Here is a 19,546-nt window from a genome sequence, read left to right as displayed (position 1 = left end):
TCATTCGTTTCAATTCCAATCAATCCCCATGTTCACTAAAAAGCTACTCACGCTTGGCGCGGCTCTGCTGGGCCTCACTTTGTCGGCTTCGGCCCAACAAATGGCCAGCTGCTGCACGCGCCCGGCCGGCAACTTGTCGGCCTCGGCAACCGAGTCTTTCGCCATGCTCGCCACCACCAAGGATTTTTCGGGCGGCCACGACGCGCCCCTGCCTTACGAATTCAACGGCGAGGGCAAGATGATTGAGTTTAAAACCCCCGACGGCAGTACCGGCAAGGGTTTCGAAATTAAGAGCGCCAAGCCTTCTAACAAATACCTGTTCGTCATTCACGAGTGGTGGGGCCTGAACGACTATATCAAGAAGGAAGCCGCCACTTTTGCCGCCGAAATGCCCGGCGTCAACATCATTGCCGTCGACCTCTACGATGGTAAAGTGGCCACCACGCCCGAAGAAGCCGGCAAATACATGGGCGAGGTGAAAACCGACCGAGCCGTGGCCATCCTCAAAGGCGCGCAGATGTATGCTGGCCCCAAAGCCCAGCTGGCCAGCATTGGCTGGTGCTTCGGCGGCGGCTGGAGCTTACAGGAAGCCTTGCTCGCCGGCAAGCAAACGGTTGGCTGCGTGATGTATTACGGGATGCCCGAGAAGGACGTGGTGAAGCTAAAAGCCTTGAACTCCGACGTGCTGGGCATTTTTGCCACCCAGGACAAGTGGATTAACCCCGAGGTAGTGGGCCAGTTCAAGAAGAACATGTCGGCCGCTGGCAAGAGTGCCACCATCGAAAGCTACGATGCCGACCACGCCTTTGCCAACCCATCCAACCCCAAGTTCAACAAGGAATATGCCGCCAAAGCCCACGGCCAGGCGCTGAATTACCTGCGCGGCCGCTTCAAGCTGAAAGCGTAAGCCAGAATCTGCCGCAATCGAAAACGCCTTTCCGCTTGGAAAGGCGTTTTTTTTGCTACTTTGCTGAGCCTGAACTCTTAGGCCGTCGCGTGAGCATTTGCCCATGCTACTTTCATCTCCACCGCCATGGCCCCGCTCACCGACCTGCTGTCCGAATACGGCGAAAGCCACCAGAACCCGACCAACAAACTGGTGCACTGGGTATGCGTGCCGCTGATTATGTTCTCGCTCATCGGGCTGCTTTGGGCGGTTCCGGTGCCTGGCTTCGTGCAGCGCATTAGCCCCTGGCTGAACTGGGGCACCCTGGTGATGGCGCTGGCCCTCCTCTACTACGTGCGGCTGAGCGGGCGGCTAGCCCTGGGCATGGTGTTCGTGTGGGTAGTCATGGCGCTGGCGCTACGCGTAGTGGCCGGCACAGCAGTGCTGCCGCTGTGGGCTATTTGCCTCATCATCTTCGCGTTGGCCTGGGTTGGCCAGTTCTGGGGCCACAAAGTCGAGGGCAAAAAGCCCAGCTTCCTCAAGGACCTGCAGTTTCTACTCATCGGGCCACTGTGGCTGCTGCACTTCGTGTACCGCCGGCTGGGCTGGGGATACTAACGCTTCGGATTAGGCTCGGTCTGCCAATTACAACTGAGCGTCATGCTTATCTAGCGTCCGCTTGCCGAAGCATCTCTACTGCTTCGTTGAACGGCTCTTGCGAAGCGGTAGAGACGTTTCGACAAGGAGACGCCAGATAAGCATGACCGCCTTTTTTAGCCTCGCTTACTTAGGCGTGGCAACTTAATTTGACGTAGCAAGCATCCCCGCCAATTCCTCTACGCACTCGGTGAGTTGCTCCCAGGCAGGCAACATGAAGTACTGGTTTTGGTAGCGCGCCCCGGTTACGGGGGTGTGCAGCACGGTTGCCAGGTCGAAGGCGGGGCGCGGGGTGAGCTCGTTCACGCAGTGGTGGATTTCGCCAGCCGATGATAGCAGGCCCGCCCCGTAGAGGCACGGCTTACCTTCGTGCTGCACCATGCCAAACTCGGCAGTGAAAAAGTAGAGTGCCCACAGCTGCTCGCGGGCTGGCGAGTCCGCTGGTTGGGCCACGTAGGCCTGCCCCAGCTCCTGCAGAAAGTTGGCCAAACCCTCATCAAGCAGCATGGGCACGTGCCCGAACAAGTCGTGGAATAAGTCCGGCTCGGGGCTGAAATCGAACGCGTGCATGGGCCGGATGCGGGTTACAATCGGAAACTTCCGCTTGGCCAGCAGGGCGAAAAAAGCCGGCGGCGCAAACGGCCGACCCACCGGAGCCAGCTGCCAGCCTGTTTCAGCCTGCACCATGGCTCCCAACTCATGGATGTCGGGGATGGCTTCGCGCCGAAAGCCCAGCCGGGCCAGCCCTTGGCTAAAAGCCGGCACCGCCCGCCGGTGCAGCAGCGCGGCTTGGCGGTCGAACAGCATTTTCCAGATGAGCTGGTCCTGGCCGAAAGTATTGGCGGGGTTGGAGTTGGTCAACATAGCGTAACGAAAAGGGAACGTGTGGTTAAAGCGAGGCCAAAAAAAAGCCCGATATCCTTTCGGATTCGGGCTTTTGAAGGTTTCTAGGGAAGTTCGGGTGTCATGCCTCATCTTCCGTTAGCGCCAATCGCAGCCCGCACCTGCCCAGTTTAGGGGCAGTCATTAGGGTGTTAATGCAATTGACGAATTGGTGGCGCATGATTGAGACGAATTTAGGAATTGATTTCGAAAATGCAAGCATTTGCGTACATTAATTTTTCTTTATTCCAGCTCGCTACGCAGTTGGTACACGCGCCGCAGATTCCGAATCAGGCGAGCCGATTCGTCGAAATCCAGCGTCTGCGCACCGTCCGAGGCGGCCGTTTCGGGCGTTTCGTGGGTTTCGTACACGATGCCATCGGCCCCGGCTATCACGCCGGCGAGCGCCATCGTGGGCACGTACTCGCGAATGCCGATGCCGTGCGAAGGGTCGACAATGACGGGCAGGTGGCTCTTGGCTTTTAGAATCGGTACCGCATTCAAGTCCAGCGTATTACGGCTGGCTGTTTCGAAAGTACGAATACCGCGCTCGCAGAGAATCAGCTTCTCGTTGCCACCCGAAAACACGTATTCCGCCGACGAAAGCAATTCTTCAATCGAGCCTGAGATACCGCGCTTCAGCAGCACCGGCTTGTCTACGCCGCCAAGGGCATCGAGCAGGTTGAAGTTCTGCGTATTGCGCGCGCCAACCTGGAACACATCCACAAAGTCGTGCATCTCCTCCACCTGCGACACTTGCATCACCTCCGTCACAATTTTGAGGCCGCGCGCCCGGGCCATGCGGTGAAAATCACGCAATCCTTCGAGGCCCAGCCCACGGAAGGCGTAGGGCGACGAGCGGGGCTTGAACACGCCGCCGCGCATCAGGCGCACGCCGTTGGCGACGAGGTGGTCCATCACCTTTTCCATTTGGGCCTCGCTCTCGATGCTACACGGGCCGGCGCAAATGGCCAGTGAGCTACCGCCGATGGTGACGCCGTCGCCGAGGTCGAGCACGGTAGGTTTCACGCGCCACTTGCGGCTCACAAGCTTGTAGTCGTCGCTTACGCGGTGCACATCGCGCACCCCCGGCAGTTGCCCGATGGTACGGATGTCAAATTCCTTTTTGCCGATGGCCACCAGGTAGTGCGCGTGCTGGGTGGTGACTTCGGTGGCTTTGTAGCCCTGCTGCTTCAGGTGCTCGGTGATGGTAGCTACCGAGGCCGATTTTTCGAGTTGGATTATCATGGAATGAACTAGTCGATGAGCACGTCATGCTGAGCGCAGCCGAAGCATGACGGCCTTTTAAATTTAACGGAGTTGATTACGCCTGCTTGATGCTTCGCACGAAACGGCTGGCGGCGGCCGGCGCATCCTCCACGTTCTCCAAAGCCCGGATGAGCGCCGAGCCAATGATGGCTCCCTCAGCGTGCTGGCAGGCGCGGTCGAAGCCAGCCTTCTCGGCAATACCGAAGCCGATGAGGCGGGGATTGCGCAGCTTCAGGGCAGCGATGCGCTCGAAATAGCTGGCCTGCGCCTCCTCATCGGGCAGCGTGGTACCACCCGTGGTGCCGGGGCCGGATACGAGATAGAGGAAGGCTTCGGAAAGGCTGTCGAGATGACGAATCCGCTCTTCCGATGTTTGCGGAGTGATGAGAAATACGGCTTTCAGGCCGTACTTCTTGAAGGTTTCCTGATAGAACTCTTCGTACTCAGCCAGCGGCAGGTCGGGCAGGATGAGGCCATCAACACCCACGGCAGCGGCCTGGCGGCAGAATTCTTCCACCCCGAACTGCATCACCGGGTTGAGGTAGCCCATGAGGAGCACCGGCGTTTCGGGCACGGCGGCGCGCAAGCCCTTGAGCTGCTCGAACAGCACGGGCAGGTTCATGCCATTGGCCAGAGCTACCGTGCTACTGCCCTGAATGACCGGGCCGTCGGCCAGCGGGTCGGAAAAAGGCATGCCGATTTCGAGGATGTCGGCCCCGGCCTCGACCAGCGCCTTGGCCAGCGGAATAGTGTCGTGCAGGCTGGGGTAGCCCGCCGTGAAATACGTGTTGAGCAGGTTCTGCTTGTTCGCGAAAGCGTGTTTGATGCGGTCCATATATACTGTGTTGGAGAGCCGCAGGCTACACCAGCTTGTCCATGTTTTTAAGGTAGGTGTCGAGGTCCTTGTCGCCGCGGCCGGAGAGGTTTACGACCACTACGTCGTCGGGACCAGCGCCGAGCTGGCCAAGGGCAGCCAGGGCGTGGGCCGTTTCCAGGGCCGGAATAATACCTTCGAGGCGGCTACACTCGCTCACGGCCGCCAGCGCGTCGTCGTCGGTAATGGCGATGAACTCCGAACGGCCCACGGCTCCCAGATAAGCGTGCAGCGGCCCGATGCCGGGGTAATCGAGGCCCGCGCTGAGCGAATAGGGCTCCGTAATCTGGCCGTGCTCGTCCTGCATCAGCAGCGTGCGGCTGCCGTGGATGATGCCCGGCGTACCGAGCACCGACGTAGCTGCAGAGTGCCCCGAATGAATGCCGTGCCCGGCGGCTTCCACCGCAATCAGGCGCACCGACGGCTCGTCCAGAAAGTGGTAGAACGCGCCAGCCGCATTGGAGCCGCCGCCCACGCAGGCCACCACAAAGTCAGGCAGCTCAGAGCCGGTTTTCACCAGCAGCTGCTTGCGCATCTCCTCGCTGATAATGGCTTGCAGACGCGCCACCAAATCCGGGTACGGGTGCGGGCCCACGACGGAGCCGATGATGTAGTGCGTATCAACGGGATTGGCAATCCAGTCGCGGATGGCATCGTTGGTGGCGTCTTTCAGGGTCTGGCTGCCGCTGGTTACGCGGCGTACTTCGGCCCCGAGCAAGCGCATGCGCGCCACGTTGGGTGCCTGGCGCTCGATGTCGACCGCCCCCATGTACACCACGCAGGGCATTCCCATCAGGGCGCACACCGTGGCCGTGGCTACGCCGTGCTGGCCGGCCCCGGTTTCGGCAATAATGCGCGTTTTGCCCAGCCGCTGGGCCAGCAGAATCTGCCCCACGGTGTTGTTGATTTTGTGCGCCCCAGTGTGGCAGAGGTCCTCGCGCTTCAGGTAAATCCGGGTGTTGTACTTGGCCGATAGGCGCTTGGCTTCGAACAGCGGCGTGGGCCGGCCCACGTAATCGCGCAGGAGTGCTTGCAGCTCGATTTGGAAATCCGGGTCGGCCATGATTTCCAGGTACTGGGTACGCAGCTCCTCCACGTTGGGAAAGAGCATTTCGGGCACGAAAGCGCCGCCGAACTGACCGTAGTACCCGCGGGCAGTCGGCTGTTGATAGGAAGTGGTGGTGGTGGGAGTCATATCGGTTCAGGCTAGGTTTTATTCCGGGTCGTCATGCTTCGGCTGCGCGTCCGCGCAGCCGAAGCATGACTTTCTTACTTATTCTTTTACACCATTTGCGCGCAGCGCCTTCAGCATCTCACCCACCCGCCCGGCGTCTTTCACACCCGGCGCGGTTTCGAAACTGCTGTTTAAATCGACGCCGGCCAGGCCCGGCAAGCGGAGAGCGGCCAGCTCGGCGGCGTGCTCGATGCCCAGCCCACCGGCTAGCAGGTAGGGCACGGGCAGGTTGTAAGCTTGCAACAGATTCCAGTTGAATGTGGTGCCGTTGCCACCGGGCGCAGCCCCTTTGGTGTCGAAGAGGAAGAAATCGCAGGACGGCACGTAGGGCAGCAGGGCGGCGAAATCAACCGCCTCCCCCACCGAAAACGCTTTCATCACCAGCAGGCCGGCCTCGTTCAGCTCCTCGCACTGCGCGGGCGTTTCCTGGCCGTGTAGCTGCGCCGCCGCGAGGCCGAAGCGGTGCGCTGTGGCGAGGATATTTTCGGTGTTTTCATTCACGAACACGCCGACTTTCCAGATGCTCGGCGGCAGGGCGCGCACCAGCTCGGGAACTAGTACATCCCCCACGAAGCGCGGCGATTTCGGGGCGAAAATGAAGCCCAGAAAATCCGGCTCCAGCGCGGCGGTGGCCGCCAGGGCCGTGGCGTCGCGCATGCCGCACACCTTCACCAGCAGCCGCGCGGCCGGGTCGGGCGGCGCGGTAGCACCGGGCACCCCAGTGGCCAGGGCCAGCGCAGACAGATTGGGACGGGGCGTTTTCATTGCCGGGAGCTATGCTACGATAAGTTCAGTTTTGGGCAGGGCGGCAATTTCCTGAACCAGCGTGGCGCAGGCGTGCTCGGGCCGGGCGTGGCGCATGAAGGCCTCCCCCAGCAGAAAACCCTGGTAGCCCACTTCGCGCAGCTGGTCAATGGCTTTGGCAGACGAGATACCGCTTTCCGAGATTTTCACAAAGTCATTCGGAATAACTTCGGCCAGCGCCATTGAGGTGTCGAGGCTCAGGCTGAAGTCGTGCAGGTTGCGGTTGTTCACCCCAATGAGGTTCACGGCGTCGGCGTTGGCCGAGCGGGCCAGCTCCTCGCCGTCGTGCACTTCGAGCAGCACTTCGAGGCCCAACGACCGGGCCAGGCGGCCCAGCACGTCGATTTCGGCGGGCGTCAGGACGGCGGCAATCAGCAGCACAGCATCGGCCCCAAAGCTCTTGGCTTCGAGAATCTGGTATTCGTCCACCACAAAATCCTTGCGCAGAATTGGGCAGAAATTGAACCGCCGGGCCGTCGTTAAATCCTCGATTTTACCGCCGAAAAACTCGGTATCGGTGAGGATGGACAGGCCCGCCGCGCCGGCCTGCATGTAGCCGAGCGTGGTGCGCTCAACGGGCGCGTACTGGTTAATCCAGCCTTTGGAAGGCGACTTGCGCTTGAACTCGGCAATGAGGCCGCTACCGCCTTCACGCAGCAGATACTTACGCAGCGACAGCGGCTGCGACTGGAAATACAGGCTGGTTTCGAGCAGTTTCACGGGCACCAGCTCGCGGCGGCTGGCTACTTCCTTGCGCTTATGAGCAACAATGGTGTCAAGAATAGTGGACATATAGCGTTAACAGTTAAGTATTGAAATTGATGAGCTAACACGGTAAAAACCGGGTGAAATCATTGGGCTGAGCTTCTGCATTCTGCTTTTCAGCTCACTTCCAGCATCGTTTCGAACGCCCGCCGGGCCGCCCCCGAGTCCAGCGACTCGCGGCTGAGGCCGAGCGCATCGTCCCAGGCCAGGCCGGGGCGGGCGCAGCGCAGCGCCAGGGCCGCGTTGGCCGTCACGACGTTGCGCTGAGCAGCCGTGCCGTGGCCGTCCAGCACGTGCTTGAACAGCTCGGCGGCGGCGGCCACGGTGCTGCCGCCGGCCAGGTCGTCGGACGTGCAGGTGGGCAAACCCAACGTATCGGCGGTCAGCATGCGCTCGCCTTCGAAGGATGAAACGACTTTGGCCGGGCCGGTGAGGGCCAGCTCATCGTAACCATCGAGGGCGTGTACCACGGCGTAGCGGGCCCCGGTGGGCTGCATGAGGTAGTGGTAGATGCGCTGTAATTCGAGGTTGAAAACCCCCAGCAGCTGGGCCGTCGGCCGGGCCGGATTCACGAGCGGGCCGAGGATATTGAAGAAAGTGCGCAGGCCTAGCTCGCGCCGGATGGGGCCGGCGTGCCGCATGGCCGGGTGAAAGGCCGGCGCGTGCAGAAAGCAGATGCCCGCCCGGTCGAGCCGCCGCCGCAATTGGTCGGAGCTGGCTTCGAAATTGTAGCCAAAATGCGCCAGCACATTCGAGGCGCCCGACACCGACGACACGCCGAAATTGCCGTGCTTGGCCACCAGCGTGCCCGTCCCGGCCACAACAAAACAGGCCAGGGTAGAGATATTGAGCGTGTTTTTACCATCGCCGCCCGTGCCCACAATGTCCACGAGTTCGTGGGTGCCCAGTTCCGGGTCGCGGCTGAGGTCGAGCAGAGCCTGGCGGAAGCCGGCCAGCTCGGCCACCGTGATGGGCCGCATGCGGTACACGGCCAGGAAAGCCGCCGTTTCGGCCGGGTTGGCCCCGCCCTCGCCCAGCTGGCGCATGGCGGCGTGGGCCTCGGCGTGCGTGAGGGGCTGGTGGTCGAAAAGCTTGTTAAGAATGTGTTTCAAGGTATTTTTCTTTTTAGAACGTCATGCTGAGCGCAGCCGAAGCATCTCGCTCGCATCGTTAAACGATTAGATTAGTGGTGGCACGCGAGATGCTTCGGCTGCGCTCAGCATGACGTTCTATTTTCCTTACGGTTCTACGCCAGCCAGTTTTCCAGCATCTGCGCGCCGTGCTCGGTGAGGATGCTTTCGGGGTGAAACTGCACGCCGCGCACGTCGTATGCGCGGTGGCGGAAGGCCAGTACCTCGCCGTGAGCGTCGCGGGCCGTTACTTCCAGCGTCGCGGGCATCGACTCGGGCCGCACCGCCCACGAGTGGTAGCGCCCCACCTGAAACCGCTCGGGCAGGCCGACAAACAGGCGCTCGTCGCGCACCGTTACTTCGGCTTCGTTCGCTACGCCGTGCAGCACGGCCGGAATGTTGTAGAGCTCGGCCCCAAAGCTTTCGGCCAAGCCCTGGTGGCCCAGGCACACGCCCAGAATGCGCTTGGTGGGCGCGTATTGCTGGATGATGGCCGGCATCAGCCCCGCCTCCAGCGGAATACCGGGGCCGGGCGACAGCAGAATGGCATCATACTCCTCCACGGCTGCCAGCGTCAGCTGGTCGTTGCGCGTCACCGTCAGGTTGGGGCCGTGGCCGAGCTCGCGCAGCAAGTGCACCAGGTTGTAGGTGAAGGAGTCGTAGTTATCGAGAACGAGAATTTTCATGTGAATTGACGGGGAAAAAACGTCATGCTGAGCGTAGTCGAAGCATCTCTACCGCAGAACTAATCAATGCTGGCTCATCGAAGCGGTAGAGATGCTTCGACTGCGCGGACGCCAGATGAGCATTACTGGCTACCGAACCTCCGCGGCCGCCCGCAGCGCCGCGCGCAAAGCCCCCAGCTTGTGGTGCACCTCTTCCAGCTCCAGCTGCACTTTTGAGGCCGCTACCACACCCGCGCCGGCCTGGAAATACAGCTGGTTGCCGGTGCTCAGAAACGAGCGAATCATAATAGCGTGGTTGAAGCTGCCATCGAAACCCAGGTGGCCCAGGCAGCCACCATAGTAGCCGCGCGCGGTGGGCTCTAGGCCATCAATCAGCTGTATAGCGCGAAACTTGGGTGCCCCGGAGAGCGTGCCGGCCGGGAAGGTATCGGCCACTACCTGCAGGGTATCGGTATTCTCGGCCAACTCGGCCGTGACTTTGCTCACGAGGTGAATGACGTGCGAGTAGAACTGGATTTCGCGCAGCGTGCGCACCTGCACCTGCGTGCCGTGCCGGGCCAGGTCGTTGCGGGCCAGGTCCACGAGCATCACGTGTTCGGCGTTTTCCTTGGGGTCGGCGGCCAGGCGCTGGGCGGCGGCGGCATCGGCGGCATCGTCGCCGGTGCGGCGGTAGGTGCCCGCGATGGGAAACAGGGTGGCTTCGCGCCCCTGCACCAACACCTGCGCCTCGGGCGAGGAGCCGAAGATTTTGTAGTCGCCGTAGTCGAAGTAGAACAGGTAGGGCGAAGGATTGATGGACCGCAGCGCCCGGTACACGCTGAACTCATCGCCCGAGAAGCCCTGCTGGAAGCGGCGCGAAAGCACAATCTGGAACACGTCGCCGCGCAGGCAGTGGGCCTGGCCCTGCGTGAGGCGGGCCAGAAATTCCTCGTCGGTCTGGTTGGTCTGCTCCTCGCCTTCGGTAGCGAAGCCAAAGTTGGGCACACTGGGGTGGCGCACCAGGTTTTCGAGGCGGTCGAGGCCATCGGTTTCGGCGGGGGCTTCGCCGGCTACGCTGTGCTCAAACAGGTGCAGCTCCTGGCGGAAGTGGTTGAAGGCGATGACGTAGCGGTACACGCCGTAGCGGATGAGCGGAATGTCGCCGGCCGGCACCTTGGCGGGGTCCAGCGTCACGTCCTCGAAGCTTTGCACGGCCTCGTAGCCCATGTAGCCAAAGAGGCCGGTGCTGATAAAGGGCAGCTTTTCGGCCGACGCATCGGGCGTGCCGGCGGCGGCGAAGTCGCGCAGGCGACTCAGTGCTTCCCGCGGATGGGCCAGCGTCTCAGTGGTTTCGGACGCGCCGGGCAGCAGCTGGCGCAGCACGCCGCCCCGGTGCAGCTCAAACGTAGCCAGCGGCTCGCACACCAGGTAGCTGAACGCGTTTTGCTGGCCGTGGTAGTCGGCGCTTTCCAGCAGCAGGCAGTTGGCGTACTGGTCGCGCAGGCGCAGAAACAGCCCCACCGGCGTTACAGTATCGGCAAGCAGGCGGCGGGAGCGGGTGGTAAGTTGGTAAGACACGGAGCGAAATGAGAGCTAGTGAGGCGAATGAGAACCTCTGGACGAGACACGGAAACGAAAAAAGCCCGGCGGAGGGCCGGGCTTTTTGTGATTGCAGGTAAAATCAAGTTGACTTCACGAGGCGCACAGGAAGGCCGGTCCGATGTTTCGGAGCTGCCACCACCAAGCCTGGGAAGTACGATGTGCGTTCATGTTGAGAAAAGCGTTTCGGCTGAAACGCGCTGCAAAGATATAGCAACGTTATGGACACTCCGGCTAGCAAACCCGAAATTTTATACGAATCTAGGGCGCCGGGCCCCGGCTAGTGTCAAAGCCAACAGCTGCCTGGCTCGCTTTCACCTGACGTTAATCACCTGCTAATCAGTTTTTGAACGCGTTTTACGGGTGTTGTCAGAAACAAAAACTGGTACGCTGCCGGAAACTCCCGTCGCCAGAACCACTCCTTGTGCTCGCCATCGGCCGGAGCCTGGAACGAAACGTTGGCGGCCGGGACGCCCTCGGCCCGCAGCTCGTCGCGCCATTGGGCCATCAGCGGCAGCATGGTTTCTGACTCTTTCGGCCCGCATACGAAGTAAAACCGGGCCGTGCGCGCCGCCGGGTGCGCTTTGGCATAGGCCCGGAGTGAGTCATTACACACCCAGAAAGCCGGCGAGAACGCGCCAACTTCGCCAAATACCCGGGGATATTTCAGCGCCGCGTATACCGAAATCAACCCGCCCAGGCTGGAACCGGCGATGCCGGTATGCGCCGCATCGGGCCGGGTACGGTAATGGGCATCGACGTAGGGCTTGAGGGATTGGGCCAGAAAATCGACGTAGGCACTCCCCTGCCCGCCCGGGTGCGGCTGGCCTTTCAGCCCTTCGCTGCGCCAGGGGATGTACTCGTCGGAGCGAAACTCATTGCCATTATCAACGGCTACCACAATACTGCCGGTAGCGTCCTGGCCGGCTTTGCGCAGCTGGTCCAGGGTTTCGTCGATGCCCCACTCGCCGCCGAAGCTGGTTGCCGCATCGAACACGTTTTGCCCGTCGTGCAGATAAAGCACGGGGTAGCGGCGCTTCGGCTGGGCCGCATAATCGGCGGGCAAGTACACTAGCACCCGACGCGTACGGCCAAGCTGAGGCATGGCAAACGCCTGGGCCATTACGTGCACTTGTGGGGTAGCAGTATGCTTTGGGGGGGCGGCAGCGGCACCGCTCTGGTCGTCCCAGGCTTGCACCTGATGCTGAATTTCGCGGGCGGAGCTTAAGTCGGCCCGACGATTGGCAATGGGCTGGTTCCGGCCATCAAGCTCGGCGGTGGGCCAGCTGCCGCGCGTGAACTTGTATTCGGCCGCTTCCGGGCTTAGCGGCAGGCTGATTTGGTAAGTCCCGTCGGGATTTTTATGCAGCGCGAAGCGGGGATTGTGCGGGTTCCAGCCATTGAAATTACCCGCCACAAACAGCGTATCGGCTGGCGGCGTGATGGTAGGCACCCGCGTAATTCTGAGCACAACTTGGGCGGCAGCAGGGCCGGCAGCGCCCAGTAAAAGGCTGGCCAGTAAAATTCTGATGGTCATGAACTTTAGAAACGCAGCTTCCGGAAGCTAGCGGATGGTTTCGCCGGTACCGGCACCGCGCTCCGAGTTATCCGTTTTGCGCAGGGTGTAGGCAGCCCGCACCGAGTCGACACCCGGCAGGCCATTCACCTGGAAATCGAGTAAAGCGCCTTTTTTCTGTGGGCCTTTCACAAAGTGGCGGTACTCCTCAGCCGACTCGCGCACCACGTACAAAAAGCCCGAAGACGGTACTTTCAGGCGCGAAAAAAAGCAGCGGCCATCGCCGGTGGGGCGGCGGGTATCCTCGGCCACCATGCTGGTGCCTAACAGGCGGACTTTAGCCGCGTCGGTGCCCGGGAGGGCCAGGTTGCCCAGGCCATCCACAAACACGTCGCGGCGTTGCATGAGATGCTCCAGGTCGTTGGTTTTCAGCAGGGGCAGGTTTTCTTCCGACATAATAAGCTGCTGCACCACCTTGCCGGGAGCAGGCTCCTGGTAGTACACGAGCACGGGCTTTTTCAGCTTCACCTTGTTCACTACCACCGGTGGCGGGCCATCCTCGTTGTCGGAAGCCTTCTGGATGATAATGGGTGCGTAGACCGGCGGCGGCTTGGGGGCATTTTTCGAAACCCCGGATTTGCCTTTTACCGGCTTTTTCAGGTAAGGCCGCGACTGTGCCCAGGCACCCGAGCCAGTGCCGGCCAGCAGCAAAACAAGCAGCAGTAAACGGTTTTTCATGAGATAAGGAAAGGTCAAATGTAGCGGGTTGATGGTGGTGCCGCAACTCAGCCGGTACGCCCGGTTGGCTCCCGGCAAGTCGCCTTCGGCGATACGGCGCATAGCCGCGAGCCGCAAGGCAAACTAAGCGCCAAACTTTGTTGTTGCCCAATTCACACTCCCGGGCAGTGATTTGATATAGGAAGTGTGCTAACGTTTGCAAATTTATTTAACTTTCGTTCCGTGGTTTTTAATTGCGGCTTGCGCTAACGTTTGCAATCATTATCCAATTTTCGACATTCCATTATTCCGCATTTACCCGCGTTTATTGTGTACGCGTCCGTTGTCCGTCGCAATTATTTTTAAATCAGCCGGTTAATTCAGGATTAATTTCATTTTTCTAATACGCTTCCGTCGCTTCAACACCTGCAATCGTTTGGGGGAAAGCAGTTAACGCGCGTCACAATCGTTTGAAAAAAAAGCCCGCAAACGCTCTTTAATACTATTTCTTGGTAACTTGCAGCCCCAAATAATTAGTTTTTTTCCCACCACTTTTTTTTAACCACTCTGTTTCTATGAAACACCCCTATTTCGCCAAGCTGTTGTTCCTGCTGCTGCTCGCGGGACTCGGCTTTTCCACCCGAGCCCAGGCCCAGACTGGCTCCATTAGCGGCAAGGTGCTCGACAGCAAGGGCTCGGGTATTCCCGGAGCGACAGTACTGGTTGAAGGCACGACGCTGGGCAGCTCGTCGAACGTCGACGGCACGTTCAACATCACCAACGTGCCAGCCGGACCGCAAACGCTGACGGTCTCGTTCGTAGGCTACACCTCGTCGCGCATTCCGGTAACGGTTGTGGCCGGCCAGAACGCATCGGCCAGCGCTACGCTGGGCGAAAACACCACCCAGCTAGCCGAGGCCGTAGTAGTAGGCTACGGCACCCAGCGCCGCCAGGACGTGACTGGAGCAGTGACAACCATTGATGCCAAGCAGTTTGTGCAGGGCCAGGTAACGAACCCCGAGCAGCTCATCCAGGGCAAAGTAGCCGGCGTGAGCATCACTACTGGTGGCGGAGCACCCGGCACGGGCACGACTATTCGCATCCGTGGCAACTCATCGCTCACGGCCAACAGCGACCCACTGTACGTTATCGACGGTGTGCCGGTAGATAAGGATGAAATCAAAGGGTCTTCAAACCCCCTCTCGCTGATTAACCCCAGCGATATCGAAACCTTTACAGTACTGAAGGATGCCTCGGCCACGGCCATCTATGGCAACCGGGCCTCGGGCGGCGTAATCCTGATTACCACGAAAAAAGGTCTGAAAGGAGAAAAACTCCGCGTGGAGTTGAACTCGCAGGTGGGCGTATCGACGGTAGCTCGCCGTTTTGAAACCTTATCGACCGACGAGTTCCGCAGCTTGGTTCAGGCCAACGGCGCGCCGTCGCAATACGCGACGCTGGGCACGGCCAATACCAACTGGCAGAACGAGATTTTCCGCACGGCCGGCACTTACGACAACACGGTGAGCCTGATTGGCAGCGCGGCTAAAATACCGTTCCGCGTTTCGTACGGCAACCTCTACCAGGAAGGTATCGTCATCACCAACAAGCTGAAGCGTAACACGGGTTCGGTGAGCCTGAGCCCTACCTTGTTCGACAACCACCTGCGCATCGACATTAACGCCAAAGGCAGCATTGCCGACAACCGCTTCGTTGATAATGGGGCAGTGGGCAACGCCGCTTTGTACGACCCCACCCAGTCCGTACGGGCCGACGGGGCTGCTTTTTCGCGCTATGGCGGCTACTATCAGTACACCAACTCGACCGGCCAGCCGCTGGGTAATGCTCCGGGCAATCCGGTTGCTTCGCTCAATAATTCGAACAATACCAGTACGGTGAAGCGCATCATCGGCAACGTGCAGTTCGACTACAAAATCCACGGCATTGAGGGGCTTCGGGCTAACCTCAACCTGGGCTTGGATGCTTCGCGGGGCCGCGGCAGCAACATCATTCAGCCCACCGATTTTGGTAACTACAACACCGCAGCAGCGGCGGCGACCAATGCTGGCCTGAATGGCCGGTACACCCAATATGCCCAGGATAAGACCATGCAACTGCTCGAAGCCTACTTGGCCTACGGCAAGCAGTTGGGTGGCACCAAGTTCGACGTGCAGGGCGGTTACGCTTATCAAACGTTTGAGCGCAAAGGTCCAAACTTCCTTGATTACCGCTTCGACCGCACTACACAGGTGATTGAAGGTGCTACCCTGACGGTACCTAATTATTACGGCAAGCTGGTGCTGGTATCTTTTTTCGGCCGCGCTACTGCTAATATTAAAGACAAGTACCTGCTGACGGCCACGTTACGTAACGACCAGACGTCGCGCTTCCGTAAAGGTTACCGCAGTGGCTTGTTCCCCGCTCTGGGTCTAGCTTGGCGCGTGAAAAACGAGGATTTCCTGAAGGACAACAACCTGTTTTCGGAATTCAAGTTGCGGGCGGGCTATGGTCGCACGGGCCAGCAGGACGTGGGAGATTACTACGACACGCAACCGCGTTATAAGCTGAGTGAATCCCCGACCACCTACCCGCTCGGCGGCGGTGGCACCTCGGTCATTCCAAATTACAGCGTGCAGGGCTACAACGCTGTGCTGACTTTTGAAAAGACCAACACTTTCAACGCGGGCCTGGACCTGGGCTTCCTCGATAACCGCCTGACGACCACGGTCGACGTGTACGAGCGTCGCGCCACCGACCTGCTGGCTTTGGTAAACTTTTCGGCTGGTTCAAACTTTACTAACCAGCTAAACGCCAACATCGGCTCCATGCGCAACCGGGGCATCGAAGTAGGCCTGAACTACGGCATCCTGCGCAATGAAGACCTGACTTGGGACGTGAACCTGAACGGGGCTTACAATGTTAACAAAATCACCGCGTTGGACCGGCAGGCGGAAGGATTTCCCGGTTACAAGGTGGGCGGCATTGGTGGCGGCACCGGCAATCAGATTCAAATTAATTCCGTGGGCTCTCCCATCAACTCGTTCTTCGTTTCGCAACAGGTCTACGGTGCCGATGGCCGGCCCGTGGAAGGACTGTACGTCGATAAAGACGGCAACGGGATTATCAACGACGCGGACTATGTCCGTTACAAGCAGCCCGCGCCGCTCGTAACGCTGGGCTTCAGCTCGAACGTGACGTACAAAAAATTGTTTTTTGCTTTCACATTACGCAGCAACCTCGGCAACTACGTATATAATGCCAATGCTGCAAACCTCGGTAATTACGCCAATGCGCAGGGTTCTACCCTCTTCGTGAACAACCTGAGCCCCGACGTTCGCAACACTGGCTTCACCCGGCAGCAGTTATTTTCCGATTACTACGTGCAGAATGCTTCCTTCCTACGGGCCGAGAACATTTCGCTGGGCTACAACGCCGGCAAGGTACTCGGAGCCTCTTCACTGCGCATCACGGCCAACGTTCAGAACGCTTTTCTGGTTACCAAATACAAAGGGGTTGACCCCGAAGTATTCAGCGGCATCGACAACAACTTTTATCCCCGCGCTCGCACTTTCACCCTCGGCCTTGCTCTCGGCATTTAATTCCCACCTCACATGAAAAAAGCATTATACCGAGGGCTAACGGCCCTCTCGCTGAGCACGGCCCTGGTTGGTCTCAGCACGTCCTGCACCAAGGACCTCGACCAAACGCCCAAGTACGAGCTTACGCCCGATAAGGTGTACGTGGGCTTGGCCGGCTACAAGCAAGTGCTGGCCAAGCTGTACGGCGGATTTGCCCTCACTGGCCCGACTGGTCCCGGCTCGGGCGACATCGTAGGCATCGACGCGGGTACCTCGGACTACATCCGCCAGTGGTGGAGTGCCCAGGAGCTGACCACCGACGAGGCCGTAGTTGCCTGGAACGACCCGGGCATTCAGGATTGGCACCGTTTGAACTGGGATGCCAGCAACCCCTTGGTGCGCGGCATTTACAGCCGTATCTACTACGAGATTTCGATTTGCAACGAGTTTATCCGCGAATCGTCGGACGACAAACTCAACAGCCGTGTTGGCGGCAGCGAAGTGGCGCAAGCAAAGCTGTTCCGCGCCGAGGCCCGGTTCCTGCGTGCCGTGGCCTACATGCACATTATCGACATGTTTGGTAACGGCCCGTTCGTGACCGACCAGGACGCTATTGGTGCCGGCAACCCTAGCTACGGTACGCGTCAGCAACTCTACAGCTACGTCGAGAGCGAGCTCCAAGCCCTTACCACGGATTTGGCTGCGCCGCGCAGCAATGAGTACGGTCGCGTTGACCAGGCTGCCGCCCACGGCTACCTGGCCCGCTTATACCTGAATGCTGGGGTGTACACGGGTACTCCGCAGTACGCTAAAGCCGCCGAAGAAGCCAAGAAAGTAATCGACTCGGGTTACACCCTGAATACGGTAGCTGCCGCTCCAATTTCATCGGCTTACGGCCGCTTGTTTTTGGCTGACAACCACATGACTACCGCCAAGAACGAAATCATCTGGCCCATTATTTTCGACGTGAACAACGTGCAGAGCTACGGCGGCACTACGTTCATTGTGAATGGTGCCACCAGCGGGGCCGATGCCAACTGGCAGAAGTACGTGGGTGAAACCACTGGCTGGGGCGGGTTGCGCACCACTCGGGCACTATTTGATAAGTTTTTCCTGCAGGGCGGCGATACGGCGGTTGACCGCCGCGGTCGCTTCTGGACTCCTGGTCAAACGCTGGAAATCAGCGACCTGAGCCAGTTCAATCAAGGCCTGGGCGTAACCAAGTTTCGCAACCTGACTTCCGCCGGAGCGCCGCAGAACTTCTCGCTGAACTTCTCGAGCGTAGACTTTCCCATGTTGCGTCTGGCCGATATGATGCTCATTTACGCCGAAGCGGCAACGCGCGGCAATGCTGACCGGGCCACGGCTCTTGGTTACGTTAACCAAATCAGGACGCGTGCTTTCCGCACCGGCGTTGCCAGCGCTATCACTGATGCGCAAATGACCTCGGACTTTATTCTCGACGAGCGCGCTCGTGAAATGCACTGGGAAGGCACCCGCCGCAGTGACCTCATCCGCTATGGCAAGTTCACGGAAGGCACTTACCTGTGGCCCTGGAAAGGCGGCCTCTCCGGCGGCAAAAGCGTGGATAGCAAGTACAAGCTGTTCCCAATTCCGGCGGCCGACCTGACGGCTAACCCCAGCCTGAAACAAAATCCTGGCTACTAAACCTTTTATTACCTGCCCGATGTTATCGGGCAGGTAATATTTTTGTCCTCACTTAACTCTTTGATTTTTATGTATAACGTGTTCTCTAAATCAGCATTCCTGGTAGGTATGCTTTCCATGAGCCTTACCGCGTGTAAGAAGGATGAGATAAAGGTTACCTCTGAGTTTGGCGCTGCTCCCACGTTGGCGGCGAGCACCGCTAATGCGGGCGTGCTTGCCAAAGCTAATGCTGACAATACAGCTGTAACCTATACCTGGACGCCCTACACCATTAAGACTTCGGATGATTCCAAGGTCGCGTCGACGGTAACGTACACGCTCCAGTTCGCTAAAGCGGGCACCAACTTTGCCTCGGTGAAGGAAGTCGATGGCGGAGCGGTTGCGGCTTCGTCGCTGGCAATTAAAACTTCGAAGCTGAACAGCCTGCTGCTGTCTTTGGGCTTGCCGGTTGCCCAGTCGGGCCAGGTTGATGTTCGTTTGAAAACCTTTGTCGCGGGCAATCAGCCTACTCTGTATTCCTCTACGACGAAGCTTACCGCTACGCCTTATGACGAATGCTCGGCTCCAAATGCTGATACCTGGGGCTTGGTTGGACCGGCTGGTGATGGCTGGCCGGGTGCCACTGCCACTGACCGCGAGTTGAAGTGGGACTGCAACGCTAATGCTTACGTGCTGCGCACGACGCTAAACGCTGGCGACTTTAAATTCCGTAAAGACAAGGACTGGGGTGTTAACCTGGGTGCGCTGACGAAGCCGCTGACGCCTGGAGCAGCCCCTACTCCTTTGAAGCCCAACGGCGAGGACATGACCATCACGACACCTGGCACTTACACTGTTAAGCTGACGGTAGTTGGCAGTGGAACTGGTGTTACGGCTGCTACTTTAACTGTTACTCCCTAACTGTCAGCTGGCGTAAACCAGGCTTACAGGTTGCAGAAAGCCGCTGGGAAACCAGCGGTTTTTTTGTGCTTACTCACCTTGCAGCCCTCTCCGACAAACCTGGCCATTCTACCGTTGTGTTCGAATCATCGTACTGCCCTAGCGACAGTGGTTTACCGCTGAGAATTTAGCCGGCGGACAGGAGTGTTTTCAGTACTGGCGCGTATTTAAACCACAAGTAATTAACAGCCTCCCCAAAATTGGCCATATCATTAATAATCAGCTGCTTGCTAATTAATACGAATCAAGAAATTCCAATACCCCGCCTTGGCTTCTGATAAATAAATCAGGAGCAAACGATTGTGCCTTTATGTTCCTGAAATGGATTTAGGGTGGGGGTGCTACTTTCGTTTCCTTTTAATT

Annotated in this window: 16 protein-coding genes; 5 read left to right on the top strand and 11 right to left on the bottom strand. The window is 59.2% G+C overall.

Annotated features, from left to right (window positions below):
• Positions 1 to 28: 28 nt before the first annotated feature.
• Together ABIB44_RS00595 and ABIB44_RS00590 are read left to right on the top strand one after the other, a co-directional pair.
• A complete protein-coding gene (locus ABIB44_RS00595; RefSeq protein ID WP_354582677.1) occupies positions 29 to 907 on the top strand; it encodes a dienelactone hydrolase family protein in 879 nt (292 codons plus the stop codon).
• A gap of 126 nt (positions 908 to 1,033) precedes the next feature.
• Positions 1,034 to 1,504, top strand: coding sequence for an Mpo1 family 2-hydroxy fatty acid dioxygenase (locus tag ABIB44_RS00590; RefSeq protein WP_354582676.1), 471 nt, complete (start codon positions 1,034 to 1,036; stop codon positions 1,502 to 1,504).
• A 183-nt stretch (positions 1,505 to 1,687) separates the two neighbouring features.
• On the opposite strand, the gene ABIB44_RS00585 is transcribed toward ABIB44_RS00590, so the two are convergent.
• The 11 genes from ABIB44_RS00585 to ABIB44_RS00535 all read right to left on the bottom strand — a co-directional run bounded on the left by ABIB44_RS00585 (position 1,688) and on the right by ABIB44_RS00535 (position 13,019).
• Positions 1,688 to 2,407 (bottom strand): phenylalanine-4-hydroxylase, encoded by a 720-nt coding sequence (locus tag ABIB44_RS00585; protein WP_354582675.1) that lies wholly within the window; start codon positions 2,405 to 2,407, stop codon positions 1,688 to 1,690.
• 261 nt (positions 2,408 to 2,668) lie between these two features.
• On the bottom strand, positions 2,669 to 3,673 hold the full coding sequence (aroF, locus tag ABIB44_RS00580) for a 3-deoxy-7-phosphoheptulonate synthase (protein ID WP_354582674.1): 1,005 nt from the start codon (positions 3,671 to 3,673) through the stop codon (positions 2,669 to 2,671).
• Between the two features lie 76 nt (positions 3,674 to 3,749).
• The gene (trpA, locus tag ABIB44_RS00575) at positions 3,750 to 4,529 is read right to left on the bottom strand and encodes a tryptophan synthase subunit alpha (RefSeq protein ID WP_354582673.1); all 780 of its coding nucleotides are present in this window, start codon (positions 4,527 to 4,529) and stop codon (positions 3,750 to 3,752) included.
• Between the two features lie 25 nt (positions 4,530 to 4,554).
• The gene (gene trpB / locus ABIB44_RS00570; RefSeq protein ID WP_354582672.1) at positions 4,555 to 5,763 is read right to left on the bottom strand and encodes a tryptophan synthase subunit beta; all 1,209 of its coding nucleotides are present in this window, start codon (positions 5,761 to 5,763) and stop codon (positions 4,555 to 4,557) included.
• A gap of 78 nt (positions 5,764 to 5,841) precedes the next feature.
• Positions 5,842 to 6,567: a phosphoribosylanthranilate isomerase gene (locus tag ABIB44_RS00565; protein ID WP_354582671.1), complete on the bottom strand. Its 726-nt coding sequence runs from the start codon at positions 6,565 to 6,567 to the stop codon at positions 5,842 to 5,844.
• Positions 6,568 to 6,576: 9 nt separating this feature from the next.
• The gene (gene trpC / locus ABIB44_RS00560; protein WP_354582670.1) at positions 6,577 to 7,398 is read right to left on the bottom strand and encodes an indole-3-glycerol phosphate synthase TrpC; all 822 of its coding nucleotides are present in this window, start codon (positions 7,396 to 7,398) and stop codon (positions 6,577 to 6,579) included.
• An 89-nt stretch (positions 7,399 to 7,487) separates the two neighbouring features.
• Entirely contained in the window at positions 7,488 to 8,483 is a 996-nt protein-coding gene (trpD, locus tag ABIB44_RS00555) for an anthranilate phosphoribosyltransferase (RefSeq protein WP_354582669.1), read from the bottom strand.
• Between the two features lie 134 nt (positions 8,484 to 8,617).
• Positions 8,618 to 9,187 (bottom strand): anthranilate synthase component II, encoded by a 570-nt coding sequence (locus tag ABIB44_RS00550; protein WP_354582668.1) that lies wholly within the window; start codon positions 9,185 to 9,187, stop codon positions 8,618 to 8,620.
• A gap of 129 nt (positions 9,188 to 9,316) precedes the next feature.
• Positions 9,317 to 10,744, bottom strand: coding sequence for an anthranilate synthase component I family protein (locus ABIB44_RS00545; RefSeq protein WP_354582667.1), 1,428 nt, complete (start codon positions 10,742 to 10,744; stop codon positions 9,317 to 9,319).
• A gap of 349 nt (positions 10,745 to 11,093) precedes the next feature.
• Positions 11,094 to 12,302 carry an alpha/beta hydrolase-fold protein gene (locus ABIB44_RS00540; RefSeq protein ID WP_354582666.1) on the bottom strand — a complete coding sequence of 403 codons (1,209 nt, stop codon included), beginning with the start codon at positions 12,300 to 12,302 and terminating at the stop codon, positions 11,094 to 11,096.
• Positions 12,303 to 12,329: 27 nt separating this feature from the next.
• Positions 12,330 to 13,019 (bottom strand): hypothetical protein, encoded by a 690-nt coding sequence (locus ABIB44_RS00535; RefSeq protein ID WP_354582665.1) that lies wholly within the window; start codon positions 13,017 to 13,019, stop codon positions 12,330 to 12,332.
• 554 nt (positions 13,020 to 13,573) lie between these two features.
• Between ABIB44_RS00535 and ABIB44_RS00530 the strand changes: the two genes are divergently transcribed.
• The 3 genes from ABIB44_RS00530 to ABIB44_RS00520 are packed head-to-tail and all read left to right on the top strand — an operon-like array spanning position 13,574 to position 19,144.
• Positions 13,574 to 16,597, top strand: a complete 3,024-nt coding sequence (locus ABIB44_RS00530) for a SusC/RagA family TonB-linked outer membrane protein (RefSeq protein ID WP_354582664.1) — start codon at positions 13,574 to 13,576, stop codon at positions 16,595 to 16,597.
• A 12-nt stretch (positions 16,598 to 16,609) separates the two neighbouring features.
• A complete protein-coding gene (locus ABIB44_RS00525; protein ID WP_354582663.1) occupies positions 16,610 to 18,244 on the top strand; it encodes a RagB/SusD family nutrient uptake outer membrane protein in 1,635 nt (544 codons plus the stop codon).
• A 42-nt stretch (positions 18,245 to 18,286) separates the two neighbouring features.
• Positions 18,287 to 19,144 (top strand): SusE domain-containing protein, encoded by an 858-nt coding sequence (locus tag ABIB44_RS00520; RefSeq protein WP_354582662.1) that lies wholly within the window; start codon positions 18,287 to 18,289, stop codon positions 19,142 to 19,144.
• Positions 19,145 to 19,546: the final 402 nt, after the last annotated feature.

Source organism: Hymenobacter sp. UYCo722 (assembly GCF_040547115.1).
GTDB lineage: Bacteria > Bacteroidota > Bacteroidia > Cytophagales > Hymenobacteraceae > Hymenobacter.
This window is presented reverse-complemented; position numbering and strand designations above follow the sequence as displayed.

Bases quoted from the DNA above. Each gene is read 5' to 3' on its own strand.
- trpA (WP_354582673.1), bottom strand. From the start codon at position 4,529: ATGGACCGCATCAAACACGCTTTCGCGAACAAGCAGAACCTGCTCAAC.
- ABIB44_RS00535 (WP_354582665.1), bottom strand. From the start codon at position 13,019: ATGAAAAACCGTTTACTGCTGCTTGTTTTGCTGCTGGCCGGCACTGGC.
- trpC (WP_354582670.1), bottom strand. From the start codon at position 7,398: ATGTCCACTATTCTTGACACCATTGTTGCTCATAAGCGCAAGGAAGTA.
- ABIB44_RS00525 (WP_354582663.1), top strand. From the start codon at position 16,610: ATGAAAAAAGCATTATACCGAGGGCTAACGGCCCTCTCGCTGAGCACG.
- ABIB44_RS00540 (WP_354582666.1), bottom strand. From the start codon at position 12,302: ATGACCATCAGAATTTTACTGGCCAGCCTTTTACTGGGCGCTGCCGGC.
- ABIB44_RS00590 (WP_354582676.1), top strand. From the start codon at position 1,034: ATGGCCCCGCTCACCGACCTGCTGTCCGAATACGGCGAAAGCCACCAG.
- ABIB44_RS00550 (WP_354582668.1), bottom strand. From the start codon at position 9,187: ATGAAAATTCTCGTTCTCGATAACTACGACTCCTTCACCTACAACCTG.
- ABIB44_RS00530 (WP_354582664.1), top strand. From the start codon at position 13,574: ATGAAACACCCCTATTTCGCCAAGCTGTTGTTCCTGCTGCTGCTCGCG.
- trpB (WP_354582672.1), bottom strand. From the start codon at position 5,763: ATGACTCCCACCACCACCACTTCCTATCAACAGCCGACTGCCCGCGGG.
- ABIB44_RS00595 (WP_354582677.1), top strand. From the start codon at position 29: ATGTTCACTAAAAAGCTACTCACGCTTGGCGCGGCTCTGCTGGGCCTC.
- aroF (WP_354582674.1), bottom strand. From the start codon at position 3,673: ATGATAATCCAACTCGAAAAATCGGCCTCGGTAGCTACCATCACCGAG.
- ABIB44_RS00565 (WP_354582671.1), bottom strand. From the start codon at position 6,567: ATGAAAACGCCCCGTCCCAATCTGTCTGCGCTGGCCCTGGCCACTGGG.
- ABIB44_RS00585 (WP_354582675.1), bottom strand. From the start codon at position 2,407: ATGTTGACCAACTCCAACCCCGCCAATACTTTCGGCCAGGACCAGCTC.